Origin of the sequence: Spiroplasma endosymbiont of Megaselia nigra (genome assembly GCF_003987485.1) — a bacterium.
Classification (GTDB): domain Bacteria; phylum Bacillota_I; class Bacilli_A; order Mycoplasmatales; family Mycoplasmataceae; genus Spiroplasma.
On sequence record NZ_RCOO01000010.1, the window covers coordinates 1 to 18792 of the forward strand.

Below are 18792 nucleotides of genomic sequence, written 5' to 3' on the forward strand. Positions count from 1 at the left end.
CAAAAATATATAATAATAAATGTATATCTAATGGAATTAGAATTTCTATGGGTAAAAATTATCATTGTGCTGATAATATTGTTATTGAAAGTTTTCATTTTTTATTAAAAAAAGCAACAATTCATAACAATATTTACTTATCGCATGACGAATATATTAATGATGTTAAAAAATGAAATAAATGATATTCAAGCCGCAAAGAAAAGGATATAATAAATAAAAGTTTATAAACCTTTTTTACTAATACTTACTTTTTGGGGTGCACTCTATAACTAGTAAAATTACAAGTTGTCGAATGATAAAATATCGTGATACTAATTATACTAATTCAAATTTACAAAATGAGATGTTAATTTGAATGAAAATTGCCAGTGATGTTAGTAATGAGATAACAAATTATGATAGCAATGGAAATATTAAAAATTCAAACGAATTTCCAGAATTAAATCAATTTTATGATTTAGTTAATCAACGTAACCAGTCGGTTGTTCTTGACCGTTCAAATACGCAGATTAATTTAGGATTAAAAAAATTTCAAAATGAATGTAAAGAAATATTTAAGAAATTAAATGTTAAAATTAGTGAAACATATCCAAATTATTTTAATACTTTAAAGAAAAAACCATTGTATCACCTTGAAGAAGCAGATAAATTTACTTTAACTTATATTGATTTAGATAAAATTAATAAATTAACTAATACTACAACGACTGGTGTTCGGGCAGTTCAAATTCAGTATGAATTTATGTTAGATTTAAGTTTTAAATCCTTAAGACAAATGCGCCCATTTACAGTTACTTATGTTATTACAAATGAACCAGATGAAATTAAAAAAATTTTAGAAAAATCAATTGTAAAAATCAAAAAATATTTAATTAACTTTTTTAATAATTATGAAAATGTCATAATTGATCAAAACAATGAATTCAAATCAATTTACGATGATTTTGAAATTAATTATAATACTTATTCCCTCTCCCGCCCATAAGGCTGGTTGATAATTACCAATGTCAGCTGTTTCAGGTAATTGTCCTGAATTTTCAGCTGTTACCGTTCCTAAAATTAGGCGCATTAAAGATTTATTACCAGTTTTATCAAAAGCAATTGCCGCACGAATTTCTTGGTTAATTGCATTATTTTTATTAATTTTTTCATTAAATTGTTGAATAAAAATTTTATCTAATGGTTTAACATTAATCCATCGAGCTTAACAGCTGAAAATTTTGTAACAGCCTATAAAAAAAGTTTACCTATTTTTAATGTCAGTGATAATCATATGATGTTAGCTAGATTATGTGTTAATTTAAATTTTATTTCACTATATGGTTTACCATTAGCAGGAACATTAAAAATCGATGGTAAAAATTTTGAAAGTAATATTTTAATTAGTCGTCAAGGTTTAGATAATAAATTAATAAATTTTGGAAAAATAATTGTTGCGTTTCATAAATATTATCAAGTTGAAATTAAAAAACGAGTTTCAACTTTTAAAGATGAAATTAATTTTAAGCATACTAGTGTATTTCATGTTGGTGAAAAGTTATTTAATAAATTTAAAAGAAATACGCATAGTGCTAATGCAATTTTTAAAGAATTATTAAGTAATTTTAAACAAAGTTCAAATGTAGAGAATTTACCTGATCTTAAGTTATTTAATGCTTATAATTTGGTCAAAGATAAATCCGTTTGAGTTGGAAATAATAATAATTATGAAACCGTTCGAAATCGAATTGTCTTCAATTATTATTGAGGTTCATTTTGTTTAGCATTTACATTTGGTTTAAATCGAACAAATTCAATTTTCTATGCAGCCTACGGTTCAAATGGTGGCGATATTGATGTTAACCATGGATTATGAGCATGAATTTTAATTGATAAGTAATTTAGTTTTACAACTTTATTATTTTTTAGTAAAATTAAAATAATATATAGGGAGGTCTTAAGCAATGACGAATTTTAATCCAAAATGTTTTAAATGTATTGCCGAACAAGAAAAACAAGGTGTTGGTGGCGGAGCTGCTGGAGTCTTATTTGGAAAAATGAAAGAAGCAATGGTTGGTACAGTTGATGATGAAATTTTTATTTGTGATCGTCATAAGCAAGAATTAATATAAGGAAAAAAGCAGTTGATGCTTTTTTTAATTTTTAATAAAAAGAATTGACTTTTGTGTCAAACCAATATAAAATTTATAAGCGTATATTGTGAAAAGTGAGGTTAATAATTAATGGCATTAAAAGAAAAAGAATTTGGGCATTATGCTAAAAGAATTGATTACACAAAAGTAAGTGGGAATTTAGATTTACCAAACTTAATTGAAATTCAAACTGAAACATATGATTGATTCAAGAAAACAGGGATTAGCGAAGTGTTCGGGGAGGTATTTCCGATTTTTGGACATGAAGGAAATATCGTTTTAGAGATGTTAGATTGAGAATTTAGAGAGCCACGAAGAACAATTTCTCAAGCAAAAGATGAGTCAAAAATCTTTGAAGAACCAATTTATTCAAATTTAAAATTAACAATTAATTCAAAAGATTTAGAAGTTGAAAAAGCAATTGTTAAGGGAGAACCCGAATTAATTAAAGCGTGAATTGAAGAATGTGTTGGGCATATGATTACAATTTTAAAAAAATCAACTGATGTTATTTATTATGATATTCATTCTGGCGATGAAACAGCAACATGTACAGTAACAATTAAAGAAAGATTAGATGATAAACTAATTATTGATATTACAATTGAAAAAGAAGGCGAAGTCTTTTTTGGTGATTTTCCACTAATGACAGGAAAGGGAACTTTTATTGTTAATGGTTCAGAAAAAGTCGTTGTTTCACAATTAGTTCGTTCACCAGGAGCATATTATAAAATTGATTTAAATCGTAAAAATGGAGAAAATGTTTACTATGTTGATTTAATTCCATCACGAGGGACATGGTTAGAGTTTGAATCAGATCATAAAAAAATTAAAGTTGGAAAAGAAGAAAAATTTGAGAATGTTTTTTATGTAAAAATAGATAAATCTAGAAAAGTATCGGTTGCTAATTTCTTAACGGCGTTAGGAATTATTAAAGAAGATGCTCTAGAAATTTTTGGCGATAATAAATTAGTAAAAAGCACCTATGAATTAGATCCATACACAGGTGATATTTCATATGACCAAAGTATTGCTGTTCAAGAAATTTATAAAAAAATTCGTTCAGGAGAAACAGCAACTCCAGATGGTGCGACAAAATATTTATATGGATTATTATTTGATAAACGTAAGTATGATTTAACCAAAGCAGGACGTTTTAAATTAATTCAAAAATTATCAGTTGAAAATCGAATTTATAACAAAATATTAGCTGAAGACATTAAAGATGTAAATGGTAAAGTTGTTTTTACCAAGGGAACGTTAATGGATAAAGAATCTATTAACAAGTTAAAAGGAATTTTAAAAGCAGGAGTTTGTTTACAAGAAGTTAAATTTAGTGATGAAATTATTTGTTCTAATAAAATCCAAAAAATTAAAGTGTATGTTGATAATGAAGTTCGTTCACGTGTAGCGAATATTATTGGAATTGATCCTAATGCAACTGATGAATATGTAACAGTGCCTGATGTTTTGGCGACATTTTCATATTTATTAAATTTAACAGATGGAATTGGGGAAGTTGATGATATTGACCACTTAGGAAATCGTCGTGTTCGAACAATTGGGGAATTATTACAAAATCAATTTCGAATTGGTTTACTAAGAATTGAAAAAAATGTTAAAGAAAAAATGTCAACTTCAAATTTATTTAAAATGAAACCTTCAAATATTATTAATAATAAGCCATTATCAGCAATTATTGGTGAATTTTTCAATTTATCACAATTATCACAATTTATGGATCAGACAAATCCTTTAGCTGAATTAACAAATAAACGTCGATTAACAGCCCTAGGACCAGGAGGATTATCAAGAGAACGTGCTGGGTTAGAGGTCCGAGATGTTCACTACTCACATTATGGTCGTATTTGTCCAATTGAGACCCCAGAAGGGCCTAATATTGGGTTAATTAATAACTTAGCAACATATGCCAAAATTAATTCATATGGATTTATTGAAACACCATATCGTCGTGTTATTGGTTGCAAAGTTACAATGGAAAATGATTATTTAACAGCTGATGAAGAAAAAAATTATGTTGTTGCACAAGCTAATATTCGTTTAAGTGATAAGGGTGAAATTTTAGATGAACAAGTGGTTGCACGTTTCCAAGGAGAAAATATTATTGCTGGACGAAACGATGTTGACTATGTTGATGTTTCACCAAAACAAATTGTTTCAATTGCAACAAGTTGTATTCCATTTTTAGAAAATGATGATGCCAATCGTGCTTTAATGGGTGCTAATATGCAACGACAAGCAATTCCTTTAATTGCGCCAAATTCACCATATGTAGGAACAGGAGTTGAATATGCTGCTGCTCGTGACTCGGGATTAGCAATTGTTTCACAATATGATGGAACTGTTGATTTTGTTGATGCAACAAGAATTGTTTTAAAAACAAAAGAAGGGTTAAAAAATTATAATTTAGACACTTTTGTTCGTAGTAACCAAGGAACATCATTAACTCATGTCCCATTAGTGCGTCAAGGACAAAAAATTAAAAAAGGACAAGTTTTAGCTGATGGACCATCAATTGACAAAGGAGAACTAGCATTAGGACAAAATGTAGTAGTTGCTTTTACAACATGAAATGGTTACAACTATGAAGATGCAATTATTGTTTCAGAACGGTTAGTATCCGAAGATGTTTTTACATCAATTCATATTGAAGAATATACAATTGAACGTCGTCAAACAAAACAAGGTCCAGAAGAGATTACTCGTGAGATTCCGAATATTTCTGAAAATGCACGAAAATTTTTAGATGATGATGGATTAGTTATTATTGGGACAGAAGTTAAACCCGGTGATATTTTAGTTGGAAAAGTAACACCAAAAGGACAAACCCAATTATCACCAGAAGATAAATTATTACAAGCAATTTTTGGTGAAAAATCAAAAAATGTTAAAGATAATTCATTACGAGTTCCAAATGGTGGTGAAGGAATTATCCAAGCAATTAAACGCTTTCCACGAGAAAAATATGAATTATCAGCTGATGTTTTAGAAGTTATTAAAGTTTATATTGTTCAAAAAAGAAAAATCCAAGAAGGAGATAAAATGGCTGGTCGTCATGGGAACAAAGGGGTTATTTCGAAAATTTTACCGTTGGAAGATATGCCACATATGGAAGATGGAACACCAATTGATATTATGTTAAATCCATTAGGGGTACCATCACGGATGAATATTGGACAGGTGTTAGAAATTCATTTGGGAATGGCAGCGAAAAAGTTGGGACAAAAAATTTCAACTCCTGTTTTTGATGGAATGACAAATGAAGAATTAATTGAAATTATGGATAAAGCAGGAATGAAAAACTTTGGGAAAGAAGTTTTAATTGACGGTCAAACAGGTGAAAAATTTGATAATCCAGTTTCGGTAGGAGTAATGTATATGTTGAAATTATCACACATGGTTGATGATAAATTACATGCAAGAAATGTTGGGCCATATTCATTAATTACACAACAACCATTAGGAGGAAAAGCCCAAAATGGGGGACAACGTTTTGGAGAAATGGAAGTATGAGCGTTAGAAGCTTATGGTGCAGCTTATACATTACGCGAAATTTTAACAATTAAGTCTGATGATATTAAAGGAAGAACACGTGCTTATGAATCAATTGTGAAAGATAAAAAGATTCCAGAACCAGGAATCCCAGAATCATTTAATGTGCTAACTCGTGAAATTCAAGGGTTAGGATTTAATATTCATATGATTGACGAAAAAGGAAACATTAAGAATATTAAGAGTTATGATGAGACAGATTATGTTGATGAAGACTTATTAACATATAGTGATGAATTTGAAGATGAATTTGATATTGATAACTTTATTTTAAGTACTAATCGTGAGCCACAAAAAAATGATAATTTAGATGAATTTGTTAAAGTTGAAGATAGTTTTGACTTGGTAGATAATTTAGACGATGATGAGTTAGATGACATTGATGATGAACTTGATGAAATTAATGATCAAGATGAATTAGATTAAGGGGGAAGAAAAAATGATTGAAAATAATGAAAAAAATAATCTTATGATTAAAATTGGCTTAGCAAACCCTGATGATATTCGTAGTTGATCATATGGGGAAGTAAAAAAACCAGAAACAATTAATTATAAAACATTAAAACCAGAACGCGATGGATTATTTGATGAAAAGATTTTTGGTCCAACCAAAAATTTTGAATGTGCTTGTGGGAAGTACAAAAAATCAAAAAATAAGGGAAAAATTTGTGAACGTTGTGGAGTAGAAATTACTGAAGCGATTGTTCGTCGTGAACGAATGGGACATATTGAATTAGAAGAACCAGTAACACATATTTGAATGTTAAAAGCAGCACCTAGTCGAATTGCTTTAATTTTAGATATGAAAACAAAAGAACTTGAAGAAGTTGTTTACTTTGTTTCATATATTGTATTAGATGGTGGTGATGCAAAATCATTGAAACAAAAAATGGTATTAGATTTAGGAAATGCTAAAACATCAGCACAAACACGTCAACGATTAACAAAGACATTGCGTGAAATTTTAGATACACTAGAACCTAACACAATTGCTTATGAAGTGGGAGAAACAATGATTGAAGATTTAAAAAATACTTCATTGCCATTTTCAATGGATGAATGTGCTCAGTTCATTAATCGTCATACTAATGCACGATTTGGAATTGGAGCAGAAGCTGTTGAAGTATTATTAAAAAATCTAAACATTGATGATGAAATTGAAAAAATTAAGCAAGATTTAAAAGATAAAAAAACACAATTAGATCAAAATAAATTAATGAAACGTTTAGAAGTTTTAGATTCATTAAAAAAATCAGGTTCACGACCAGAATGAATGATTTTACGAGCATTGCCAGTCATTCCACCAGATATTCGTCCAATTATTCAACTAGATGGTGGTCGTTTTACAACATCAGAAATTAATGATTTATATCGTCGAATTATTATTCGAAATGAACGATTAAAAAAAGTTAAAGCAATGGGAGCACCAGGTGTTATTGTTAATAATGAAAAAAGGATGCTACAAGAAGCTGTTGATGCTTTATTAGATAATGAACGTAAGGCACGACCAGTAACGGGAAAAGATAAACGACCATTAAAATCATTAACAAGTATTTTAAAAGGAAAACAAGGTCGTTTCCGTCAAAACTTATTAGGAAAACGAGTTGACTATTCAGGACGGTCAGTTATTGCAATTGGACCTGACTTAAAAATGTATCAATGTGGGTTGCCACGTGATATGGCCATTACATTATTTAAACCATTTGTTATTAGTAAATTAGTTAAAGATGGTTTAGCAGCAAATATTAAAGTTGCGGAAAAATTAATTTTAAATCAAGATGATAAAGTATGAGAAGTTTTAGAAGAAGTTATTAAGACTCGTCCAGTGTTATTAAACCGTGCGCCAACGTTACACCGATTAGGAATTCAAGCATTTGAATCAAAATTAGTCAAAGGAAAAGCAATTAGATTACATCCATTAGTAACAACTGCTTTTAATGCTGACTTTGATGGTGACCAAATGGCGGTTCATGTCCCAATTACAGAAGAAGCAGTTGCTGAAGCACGAAGTTTAATGTTAGGAAGTCGAAATATTTTAGGACCAAAAGATGGTAAACCAATTGTTACACCAACCCAAGATATGGTGTTAGGGAATTATTATTTAACATATGAAGAAAAAGGACAATTAGGGGAGGGGACAATCTTTAAAGATTTAAATGAAGCTGTTATTGCATATGAAACTGGAGCTGTCGCTTTACATGCTTTAGTTGCTATTCCTGTTGTTGGTTTTGTAAATAAAAAATTTAAACCAGAACAAATGAAAGATTATATTATTACAACCCCAGGAAAAATTATTTTTAATCAAATTTTTAAAGAAGAGTTTCCATACTTAAATGAACCGAATGTTGAAAATTTAACAGCATTACCTGCTCGCTCATTAATTAAAGACAATGTTAATTTAGTTGAATATTTATCGAGTTGAAAAGTTAATCCACCATTTAAGAAAAAAGATTTATCAAATATTATTGATCGCTACTTTAAACAATATGGAGCTAATAAGACTGCTGAAATGTTAGATAACATGAAAAATCTTGGTTTCAAATATTCAGGGAAATCAGGAGTAACAGTATCAGCAGGCGATGTTAAAGTTTATGATAAAAAACAAGAAGAATTTAAAGCGGCAGATCAAAAGGTAAAAGAAATTAATGATTACTTTAAAATGGGAATGTTGACCAGCCGTGAAAAACAACACCGCATTATTATTGTATGATCAAAAGTTAAAGATAACATTCAAACTGAATTAGAACATGTTTTACGTGAAGACCCAAAAAATCCAATCTTTATGATGGCGGATTCAGGAGCACGGGGAAATGTTTCAAACTTTACCCAATTAGTTGGGATGCGGGGGTTAATGAATAATCCAAAAGGAGACATTATTGAATTACCAATTAAGTCTTCGTTCCGTGAAGGTTTAACAGTGTCAGAATTCTTTATTTCAACCCATGGGGCACGAAAAGGGATGGCTGATGTTGCTTTAAAAACAGCTGACTCAGGATATTTAACAAGACGATTAGTTGATGTTTCACAAGAAATTATTATTACAGTGAAAGATTGTAATGCTCGTCGTGGTTTTATTGTATCAGATATTATTGAGCAAAAACATGCTAACATTATTGTGCCATTATTTGATCGTTTAGTTGGTCGCTATAATTTAAAAGATATTAAATTAAAAAATGGTGAAGTTATTGCTGCTAATACATTATTGACTGAAGAAGATAGTCGAAAAATTGTTGATAATGATATTAAGGAAGTTATTATCCGTTCTGTTTTAACTTGTGAAGCAGAAAAAGGTGTTTGCCAACGTTGTTATGGAAAAAACCTTGCTACAGGAATGGAAGTTGAAATTGGTGAGGCAGTTGGAACAATTGCTGCGCAATCAATTGGAGAACCAGGAACACAGTTAACAATGCGAACATTCCATACTGGTGGTGTTGCTGGGGGAGCTGATATTACCCAAGGGCTACCACGGATTAAAGAATTATTGGATGTAACCACACCAAAAGGATCAATTGCTGTTATTTCTGAAATTGATGGAAAAATTAGTGATATTCGTGATGAAGGTGGAATTCATACCATTTATGTTAAATCAGATAGTGATGAACGAAAATATAAAACGCAATATAATGCTGTTTTAAGAGTTAAAATTGGTGACAAAGTTGCTCGTGGTCAAAAATTGACGGAAGGTTCAATTAATATTAAAGAATTATTAGAAGTTGCCAAAATTGAAGATGTTCATAATTATATTTTAAAAGAAGTACAACGAGTTTATCGTTTACAAGGAATTGAAATTTCTGATAAATATATTGAAATTATTATTAAACAAATGTTAAATAAAGTTAAAATTATTGATGCTGGTGATACTGAATTATTACCAGGAGAAATTGTAACAATTAAACGCTATCGTAATGAAACAATTAAAGCTGTTCGTTCAATGAAAAAACCGCCAAGAGCAAAACATGTTATTTTTGGAATTAAAAAAGCACCATTAGAATCTGAGTCATTCTTATCATCAGCGTCATTCCAAGATACAACACGAGTATTGGTTAAGGCAATTATTAAAGGCAAAGTTGATTGTTTAGAAGGTTTAAAAGAAAACATTATGTTAGGACATTTAATTCCGGCGGGAACAGGATTAAAAAATCCAAAAGATATTATTACGGCTGGAATTGCAGCAAAAGCTGAAGAATACTAAAAAGACCATTAGGTCTTTTTTTCTTGGGAATATTGAGAATAAATCTTGACTTAATTTTTTGTTTTATGTAATATTATATATGGATTGTATTCTTTGATACACTCGGATATGTGAAACAGAAAGGAGAAAGCTTAATGCCAACAATTAATCAATTAGTGCGTAAACCACGTAAAGATAAAGTGTGAAAAACAAAAGCTCCTGCTTTAAACAGAGGACTAAACTCTTTACAAAAAAAACCTACTAATGTTACAGCACCACAAAAAAGAGGTGTTTGTACAAGGGTTGCAACAATGACACCAAAAAAACCGAACTCAGCGTTACGAAAATATGCTCGTGTTCGTTTAACAAACGGAATGGAAGTAACAGCATATATTCCTGGTGAAGGACATAACTTACAAGAACATAGTGTTGTATTAATCCGTGGTGGAAGGGTTAAAGACTTACCAGGGGTTCGTTACCATATTATTCGTGGTACTTTAGATACTGCTGGAGTTAATAACCGCCAACAAGGAAGATCACTATATGGAACAAAAAGACCAAAAGCTGCAAAAGCTTAATTAAACAGAAAGGAGGATTATTACGATGCGTAAACGCCAAGCAGAGAAAAGAGATGTTTTACCAGATCCAATTTATAGTTCAAAATTAGTAACACGTGCAATTAATAAAATTATGATTGATGGGAAAAGAGGAGTTGCTCAAACAATTTTATATGGAGCATTTGAGATTGTTAAAGAAAAAACAAAGACTGAACCGTTAGAAGTTTTTAATAAAGCAATTGAAAACATTACGCCACATTTAGAATTAAAAGTTCGCCGAATTGGGGGAGCTAATTATCAAGTTCCAATTGAAGTAAATGAAGATCGTAAAGTTACGTTAGGATTAAGATGATTAATTAATTATGCAAGATTACGTAATGAAAAAAGTATGATTGATCGTTTAGCAAATGAAATTATTGATGCTTCAAATGGAATTGGGGGAGCAGTTAAGAAAAAAGATGATACTCATAAAATGGCGGAAGCTAATAAGGCTTTTGCTCATTATCGTTGATAAAAAATAGAAAGGAAAAGAAAAATGGCAAGAGAATATTCTCTAGAAAATACGAGAAATATTGGAATTATGGCACATATTGATGCTGGAAAAACTACAACAACAGAACGCATTTTGTTCCATACTGGGAAAATTCATAAAATTGGTGAAACCCATGATGGAGCTAGCCAAATGGATTGAATGGCTCAAGAACAAGAACGTGGAATTACAATTACTTCTGCGGCAACAACGGCGTTTTGAAAAAATATGCGCTTAAATATTATTGATACTCCAGGGCACGTTGATTTTACTGTTGAAGTAGAAAGATCATTACGTGTGTTAGATGGAGCAGTAGCTGTTCTTGATGGACAATCAGGAGTTGAACCCCAAACAGAAACGGTTTGACGTCAAGCAACTACATATGGTGTACCACGGATTGTCTTTGTTAATAAAATGGATAAAATTGGAGCTGACTTTTTATACTCAGTAAAAACAATTCATGACCGTTTACAAGCAAATGCTCATCCAGTTCAAATTCCAATTGGAGCTGAAGACCAGTTTACAGGAATTATTGATATCGTTGAACGAAAAGCTTATCATTATGATGGAGCAGCAAACGAAGAAGCAAAAGAAATTCCAATCCCAGATGATTTAAAAGACTTAGTTGAAGAATACCGAATGAAATTAATTGAAGCAGCGGTTAACTTTGATGAAGATTTAATGATGAAATACTTGGATGGTAATGATATTTCAATTCCAGAAATTAAAAGTGCAATTCGTACTGCAACATTAACTGGTGATTTTTTCCCAGTCTTTTGTGGAAGTGCTTTTAAAAACAAAGGAGTTAAATTAATGTTGGATGGGGTAATTGATTATTTATCTTCACCACTTGATATTCCATCAATTAAAGGTGTTCTAGAAGATGGGACTGAAGTTGAACGTCATGCTGATGATAGTGAACCATTTTCAGCATTAGCATTTAAAATTATGACAGACCCATTTGTTGGGAAATTAACATTCTTCCGGGTTTACTCTGGAGTGTTAAAAAAAGGAAGTTCTGTATTAAACTCAACAAAAGATAAAACAGAACGTATTGGTCGTTTGTTAAAAATGCATGCTAATAATCGTGAAGAAATTGAAGCAGTGTATGCTGGTGATATTGCAGCAGCAGTTGGTTTGAAATTAACAACAACAGGAGATACGCTTTGTGATGAAAAAAATGAAGTAATCTTAGAATCAATGGTTTTTCCAGAACCAGTTATTAACTTAGCTTTAGAACCAAAAACAAAAGCTGACCAAGAAAAAATGAGTTTAGCATTACAAAAATTATCAGAAGAAGATCCAACTTTCCGAACATGAACAGATGAAGAAACAGGGCAAACAATTATTGCTGGAATGGGAGAACTCCACTTGGATATTTTAGTTGATCGAATGAAACGTGAATTTAAAGTGGAAACTAATGTTGGAGCACCACAAGTTTCATATCGTGAAACATTTAAAGATAGTGCTGAAGTAGAAGGAAAATACATTAAACAATCAGGAGGACGTGGACAATATGGACACGTATGAATTAAGTTTGAACCAAATCATGATAAAGGATTTGAGTTTGTTGACGCAATTGTTGGTGGAAAAATTCCAAAAGAATTCATTGGTTCAGTTAAAAAAGGTTTAGAAGAGTCAATGCAAACAGGAAAATTAGCAGGATATCCAATGATTGATATTAAAGCAACATTATATGATGGGTCATACCATGATGTCGATTCATCACAAATGGCCTATGAGTTTGCCGCTAGTTTAGCTTTAAAAGAAGCCGCTAAAAAATGTAAACCAGTTATTTTAGAACCAATTATGGCTGTTGAAGTTACTGTTCCAGAAGAATACTATGGGGATGTAATGGGAAACTTATCTTCACGTCGTGGTCAAATTGAAGGAAATGATCAACGTGGAAATGCCCAAGTTGTAAAGGCAAAAGTTCCATTATCAGAAATGTTTGGATATGCAACTGACTTACGAAGTTTTACCCAAGGACGGGGAACTTATACAATGTTGTTTTCACATTACCAAGAAGCACCAAAGTCAATTACCGAAGAAATTATTAAAAAAGCAGGAAAATCAACAGATTAATTATTACACAATGGTTTAATCTACCATTACTAAAAAAAGATTGCAAAGTAAAAAGAATTAATTTACAATATTTATGACATTTGTCTATTAATTAAAAATATAGGAGGAAAAGATTAAAATGGCAAAACAAAAATTTGATAGAAGTTTACCACACGTAAATGTTGGAACAATTGGCCACGTTGACCATGGTAAAACTACTTTAACAGCAGCTATTACAACTGTATTAGCTAAAAAAGGATTTGCAGAAGCCCAAAAATATGACAATATTGATAAAGCTCCTGAAGAAAAAGAACGTGGGATTACAATTAATACTTCACACGTTGAATATCGTACTGATAAAAGACACTATGCGCACGTAGACTGTCCTGGACATGCCGATTATGTTAAAAACATGATTACAGGTGCTGCACAAATGGATGGTGCGATTTTAGTTGTTGCAGCAACAGATGGGCCAATGCCTCAAACAAGAGAACATATCTTATTATCAAGACAAGTTGGTGTACCAAAAATGGTTGTTTTCTTAAACAAATGTGATATGATGGATGGCGATACTGAAATGATGGATTTAATCGAAATGGAAGTTAGAGATCTATTAAGTGAATATGGTTTTGATGGTGAAAAAACACCAGTTATTAGAGGATCAGCTTTAAAAGCTCTTGAAGGTGATGCTCAATGAGAAGAAAAAATTATGGAATTAATGAACGCAATTGATGAATGAATTCCAGAACCAGAAAGAGATACTGACAAACCATTTATGATGCCAGTTGAAGATGTTTTCACAATTACAGGTCGTGGAACAGTGGCAACAGGTCGTGTTGAACGTGGAATTGTTAAAGTTAATGAAGAAGTCGAAATCGTTGGATTAAAAAATGAAACTAAAAAAGTTGTTGCAACAGGTTTAGAAATGTTTAGAAAATTATTAGATGATGCTAAAGCTGGAGATAATGTTGGGGTTTTATTACGTGGAGTTGATCGTAGTGATGTTGAACGTGGGCAAATTATTGCTAAACCAGGTTCAGTTAAACCACATAAAGAATTTAAAGCACAAGTTTATGTTTTAACAAAAGAAGAAGGTGGACGTCATACACCATTCTTTGTAAACTACCGTCCACAATTTTACTTCCGTACAACGGATGTTACAGGTTCAATTAAATTACCAAGCGGTGTTGAAATGGTTATGCCGGGGGATAATGTTGAAATGACAGTTGAATTAATTGCCCCAGTTGCGATTGAAGAAGGAACAAAATTCTCAATTCGTGAAGGTGGACGTACAATTGGTGCCGGAACAGTTGTTTCAATTAGTAAATAATAACATTAAAAAATAACTCTCTTTGAGTTATTTTTTTATTAATTATAATTAATCTTGTTTTTATATTTTTTTCTTATATAATATTAGATAAGTTCTGAAAAGAGTAGTAACAATGGGATATAATCCAACAGTTAATAATGCGGAAGTTCCAGCAACAAGTAGTTTTTGAGGAAAATTCTTTGTATACATTTGATTTATTTTAATTATCCCAATTTTCTTATTTATTTTATCAAGAAATAATTTAATTAGAAATAAAGAAAAAATTGAAGAAACAGCTTCTGACATTGATGTTCAATTAAAACGAAGAATTGATATGTTAGCAAAATTAATTGATAGCACAAAGCAATATATGAAATATGAAAAAGATACTTTAACAACAGTTGTTGAATTACGTAGTCAAGCAAATAAAAACTTAAATGTGAAGGAATTAGAGCAAGTTAATAATGCTGTTACAAGTCAAGCTGGTAAAAATTAATGTATTATTGAAAATTATCCAGATTTAAAAGCTAATAACAGTGTAATTGAATTACAAGCAGGAATTAGAGATTGTGAAGATAATATTGCCGCTGCACGACGTTTTTATAATTCAGCAGTTCGTGACTTTAATGCGAGTTTAAAAACATGGCCATCAAATGTTGCAGCAAGTTCATTAAAATTAAGTACATTCTTATATTTTGAAGCTAATGCTGCTGATCGTCAAGATGTTAAGATAGATTTAGGCCAATAATTATTTTGGTTTAATTCTATTTTTTAATTAATTAAAAAAATATAAAAGGATAAAATAAGAATGATTAAATCAGATTTAGAAACAATTGTTGAACATGATTTTCAAATGTTAATGCAAAAACATAAACTAAAAAATCTTAATTTTAAATATTTTAAAAAGCGGTATATCTTTTTGAATTTTATCTTAGTTGTTATTACTTTTTTCTTGTGGTTTTTATTATTAGCAATAATTATGGGAATGCCACTTAGTTTTTTAAAAGGATTATTAGAATTAGGTATTGCTGGCAAAATTATTTTAGTTTTTAGTAGTTTAGTTACTTTAAGTTTAGGGATTTGATTATTTACAAAGTATTATCAAGCAGCAAAATTACAAAAAATTATTATGCAAGAATTACCGTTTGAGAAATTTTATCAAATTGGTCTTAATGCTTTGGCAAAAAAACAATATCAAATTGCTACTATTACTCAAAAATTTAATCTTTTTCCACGCATGGGAGTACCTAATACGAAAGATCTTAAAGAAGACTATGTTATTAATTTTTATGAAAATGATATTAATTACTCATTTGGAACATTGACACGACGCGAAGTGAATGGTTGAGGTAAAGATGAAGAAGTTACTTATACGCGATATCTATATTTGACGCTTGATGTTAAGCAAATGCCAGAATTAGTTGCTACAATTAAAGCAATGCATACCTTCTTAAAAATTTTTAAAACAAGAGATAATACAACATTATAATCAACAGAATTTGAAAAAATGTTTGCTGTTAATGCAAATGACCAAATTTTAATACGAAAATTATTAACACCAAAAGTAATAGTCAATTTAATTGAGTTAGAAAAATAAGAAACAAAAATCCCAACTATGCACTTTGATGATGGGAGCTTGACAATTGTTTTTGATAATTATTTTGTTAATAGTTTTGATGACCCAAAAGGACGACTACTTTGATTCTATTTTATTGGAACTTATCAAGATATTTTGACAAATATTATTGATGTTATTCATCAAGACATTGAATGATTATTGACTGTTTTGCAATGAGTTTTAGTGTATGATTTTAGGTAGTAGATTTTTGTGGTGGAATGGGTTTATTTAAAATAATTAAATTAATGGTATTAAATCCACCAATAATACTACAACTTCATAGAGCATATCCTAAGCCAACATATCACAATCGCTTAATTACAAGACTAAAAGTTGTTTTTAAAATTAGTTGGATGGAAATTAAAGTTAAAAAGAAGAAAACAATTGTAATGATTAAAACAAAAAAATAAAAATATAAACTTAAACGTAATCGATTTTTGTTGTTGTCATAATAATAAATTTTTGAAAAAATAAAGGGGTTTTTAATAATTAAATAATTAATAAATAATATAATTAAATTAACCACAAGAAAAATTGAACAATAAATTAATTTATTTTGTGATGACATGTTTTTTAATGCTAGGAAAATAATTATAAAAATAATTGTTACAATACCTAATGCAGCAAAAAGTCATAATAAATGCCATTTAATTTTTTTAAGATAACTTCGAATACGAATAATTTCCATTGTTGACTCCAATCATTTTATTAGTTAAATATATCTTACTATAAATTTTAATGATAATATTATTTTTTCAGTTTTTGTGGTTTAATATAATAGAAAAACTGAGGGTGACATTTATGTATAAAGTAATTAAAGTGACACCATATTTTTCAGAACGTTTATGAGGGGGGCAAAAATTAGCGGATTTTGGTTTTCAATTGCCAACAGATGACTTATATGGTGAAGCATGAGTGATTAGTGCATTAGATAATGGAATGAGTTATATTGCGAATGGTTCTGAGACGGTAGTATCATTAAAAACATTTTTTGCAAATCATCCAGAATATTTTGGAACTACTGATAAAGATTTTCCTTTATTATCCAAAATTATTACAGCAAATGATTATTTATCAGTTCAAGTTCATCCTGATGATGAATATAGCTTAAAACATAACAAAATGTTAGGTAAACCTGAATGCTGATATATCCTTGATTGCCCTATTGATGCTAAAATTATTTATGGACATTATGCTCAAACAAAAGCAGAATTAATTCAATTGGTTGAAAAAAAGGCATGAGCACAATTATTTACAGAAGTAAAAGTACAAAAAGGGGATTTTTTATATGTTCCTCCAGGTAAAGTTCATGCCATTACCCCGTGTGTAACAGTTTTTGAATTACAACGTTCATCAGATATAACATATCGTTTTTATGACTTTGATCGTGCTGATAAAGATGGAAACTTTCGTCCGCTTCATTTACAAGAATGTTTTGATGTAACAACAGTTCCTGATTCGACTAATCAAATTGTTCATCGTAATGAAGGAATTTTAATTGATAATGAATATTTTACATTACATTTATTAACAAAAACACGAGAACTTGATTTAAATACTATAAAATGAGCACAAGTAACAGTTGTTGAAGGAAAAATAACTACCGGAACAACAGAACTTTTAGCAGGTGAATCAGCAATAATTGTGGAATTAGCACAAAAATTAACAATAAATGTTAAGGGTAAAGCATTATTAAGTTATAAAAGATAAATTTAAAAAGAGCAAAAATTCAAATTTTTGCTCTTTTTTTAACTAAAAAAATGACACCCATTAAATTTTAATTTTATAGAAAAAAAATTCCATTTTATATTTAAAAATAGATTTTTTTTAATAAAATTATTGAGTTTTAATTTTAAAATAGTAAACTATAAATGGAAGGAAAAAAAACTATATGTATAATAACATTTTTAATGAAAAACATATTATTTTAGATTCAACAGCTAAAACTAAAGAAGAAGTTTTTTTAGAACTTGCTCAATTAGCTGAAAATCTTGGATATGTTTCTGACCGCAATGAACTTGTTAAAGGTTTTGAGGCCCGAGAAAAAGAATCTTCAACAGGTTTTGAAGATGGCTTTGCAATTCCTCATGCACGAATTAGTGCTGTTACAAATGCAGCGGTTTTATTTATTCGTTTCAAAAATGATGTTGATTGAAATGCAATGGATGGAAAACCAACGAAAGTTCCCATTGCTTTAATATTATTCCCGAAGCTAAATCAGGAGAAATTCATTTAGGAATTTTAAGTGAAGTAGCACGAAAATTAATGGATGAAGATTTTAAAAAAGCAATGAAAGTTGAAACAGACAAAGCAAAAATTTCAGCAGCATTATTAACTGGGATTGGAAAAGAAGAGGTGCTTTAGCTGATGCTGTAGGAATTGCTGATTTGGCTGGTCATGGTGGACCAATTGTTGGATTCTTATCAGCGTTAGGTCGTGGTAATAGTGATGCTGGAGTTTATGGATGAGCTAGTGCTTGAGGATGGACATTACTAGCATTCTTATTTATGATTATTGGGGCTTTAATTACTGCCTTTATGTATGGTTTCTGACAAGTTGTAGATAAAAAACGTACTGGTGAAACAATTTCAATGAAACAATTTGTGGTAAAAAAACATACTAATAAAGTAGTTGCTAATAAAAAATCTCAAAAAGTAAAAAAAGAACATAATCACCGCCATATAACAAAAAAGTAATCATCAAACCCAAATTAAAAAAAGATTAATAATAAAGGATTATAGAGTGCACCCCAAAAAGTAAGTATTAGTAAAAAAGGTTTATAAACTTTTATTTATTATATCCTTTTCTTTGCGGCTTGAATATCATTTATTTCATT

At 30.0% G+C, this 18792-nt stretch carries 16 protein-coding genes and 3 pseudogenes; 18 read left to right on the forward strand and 1 reads right to left on the reverse strand.

Going from position 1 to position 18792, the window contains the following annotated elements:
* From D9R21_RS01150 to D9R21_RS08070, 15 genes and pseudogenes are all read left to right on the forward strand, one after another.
* Nucleotides 1-230, forward strand: a pseudogene (locus D9R21_RS01150) (integrase core domain-containing protein); the annotation flags it as partial.
* 65 nt (nt 231-295) lie between these two features.
* Nucleotides 296-988: a hypothetical protein gene (locus D9R21_RS01155; protein WP_241568632.1), complete on the forward strand. Its 693-nt coding sequence runs from the start codon at nt 296-298 to the stop codon at nt 986-988.
* A gap of 19 nt (nt 989-1007) precedes the next feature.
* Nucleotides 1008-1211, forward strand: a complete 204-nt coding sequence (locus D9R21_RS07910) for a hypothetical protein (protein ID WP_196234368.1) — start codon at nt 1008-1010, stop codon at nt 1209-1211.
* A gap of 68 nt (nt 1212-1279) precedes the next feature.
* Nucleotides 1280-1882 carry a hypothetical protein gene (locus D9R21_RS01165; protein ID WP_241568633.1) on the forward strand — a complete coding sequence of 201 codons (603 nt, stop codon included), beginning with the start codon at nt 1280-1282 and terminating at the stop codon, nt 1880-1882.
* Nucleotides 1883-1946: 64 nt separating this feature from the next.
* Nucleotides 1947-2114: a hypothetical protein gene (locus D9R21_RS07915; RefSeq protein ID WP_196234369.1), complete on the forward strand. Its 168-nt coding sequence runs from the start codon at nt 1947-1949 to the stop codon at nt 2112-2114.
* A 111-nt stretch (nt 2115-2225) separates the two neighbouring features.
* The gene (rpoB, locus tag D9R21_RS01170) at nt 2226-6134 is read left to right on the forward strand and encodes a DNA-directed RNA polymerase subunit beta (RefSeq protein ID WP_126820747.1); all 3909 of its coding nucleotides are present in this window, start codon (nt 2226-2228) and stop codon (nt 6132-6134) included.
* 13 nt (nt 6135-6147) lie between these two features.
* The gene (gene rpoC / locus D9R21_RS01175; protein ID WP_126820748.1) at nt 6148-9900 is read left to right on the forward strand and encodes a DNA-directed RNA polymerase subunit beta'; all 3753 of its coding nucleotides are present in this window, start codon (nt 6148-6150) and stop codon (nt 9898-9900) included.
* A gap of 134 nt (nt 9901-10034) precedes the next feature.
* Nucleotides 10035-10457 carry a 30S ribosomal protein S12 gene (rpsL, locus tag D9R21_RS01180; protein ID WP_126820749.1) on the forward strand — a complete coding sequence of 141 codons (423 nt, stop codon included), beginning with the start codon at nt 10035-10037 and terminating at the stop codon, nt 10455-10457.
* A 25-nt stretch (nt 10458-10482) separates the two neighbouring features.
* Nucleotides 10483-10950, forward strand: coding sequence for a 30S ribosomal protein S7 (gene rpsG, locus D9R21_RS01185; protein WP_126820750.1), 468 nt, complete (start codon nt 10483-10485; stop codon nt 10948-10950).
* Between the two features lie 21 nt (nt 10951-10971).
* Nucleotides 10972-13050 (forward strand): elongation factor G, encoded by a 2079-nt coding sequence (fusA, locus tag D9R21_RS01190; protein WP_126820751.1) that lies wholly within the window; start codon nt 10972-10974, stop codon nt 13048-13050.
* Nucleotides 13051-13168: 118 nt separating this feature from the next.
* Nucleotides 13169-14359, forward strand: coding sequence for an elongation factor Tu (gene tuf, locus D9R21_RS01195; protein WP_126820752.1), 1191 nt, complete (start codon nt 13169-13171; stop codon nt 14357-14359).
* Nucleotides 14360-14471: 112 nt separating this feature from the next.
* A pseudogene (locus D9R21_RS01200) lies at nt 14472-15086 on the forward strand (LemA family protein).
* A gap of 60 nt (nt 15087-15146) precedes the next feature.
* Nucleotides 15147-15827, forward strand: a complete 681-nt coding sequence (locus D9R21_RS01205; protein WP_241568634.1) for a hypothetical protein — start codon at nt 15147-15149, stop codon at nt 15825-15827.
* A gap of 15 nt (nt 15828-15842) precedes the next feature.
* Nucleotides 15843-15935 (forward strand): annotated as a pseudogene (locus tag D9R21_RS08065) (hypothetical protein); the annotation flags it as partial.
* Between the two features lie 18 nt (nt 15936-15953).
* Entirely contained in the window at nt 15954-16157 is a 204-nt protein-coding gene (locus D9R21_RS08070) for a hypothetical protein (RefSeq protein ID WP_241568636.1), read from the forward strand.
* Here D9R21_RS08070 and D9R21_RS01210 read toward each other — a convergent pair.
* Nucleotides 16150-16644 carry a hypothetical protein gene (locus D9R21_RS01210; RefSeq protein ID WP_126820753.1) on the reverse strand — a complete coding sequence of 165 codons (495 nt, stop codon included), beginning with the start codon at nt 16642-16644 and terminating at the stop codon, nt 16150-16152. The two genes, D9R21_RS08070 and D9R21_RS01210, sit on opposite strands and share 8 nt — an antisense overlap.
* 113 nt (nt 16645-16757) lie before the next feature.
* Between D9R21_RS01210 and D9R21_RS01215 the strand changes: the two genes are divergently transcribed.
* The 3 genes from D9R21_RS01215 to D9R21_RS08080 all read left to right on the forward strand — a co-directional run bounded on the left by D9R21_RS01215 (nt 16758) and on the right by D9R21_RS08080 (nt 18652).
* Nucleotides 16758-17666, forward strand: coding sequence for a type I phosphomannose isomerase catalytic subunit (locus D9R21_RS01215; RefSeq protein ID WP_126820754.1), 909 nt, complete (start codon nt 16758-16760; stop codon nt 17664-17666).
* Nucleotides 17667-17847: 181 nt separating this feature from the next.
* Nucleotides 17848-18192 (forward strand): PTS sugar transporter subunit IIA, encoded by a 345-nt coding sequence (locus tag D9R21_RS08075; protein ID WP_241568637.1) that lies wholly within the window; start codon nt 17848-17850, stop codon nt 18190-18192.
* 151 nt (nt 18193-18343) lie between these two features.
* Complete coding sequence (locus D9R21_RS08080) at nt 18344-18652, forward strand: hypothetical protein (RefSeq protein ID WP_241568638.1); 309 nt, start codon at nt 18344-18346, stop codon at nt 18650-18652.
* The last annotated feature ends 140 nt before the right edge of the window (nt 18653-18792 follow it).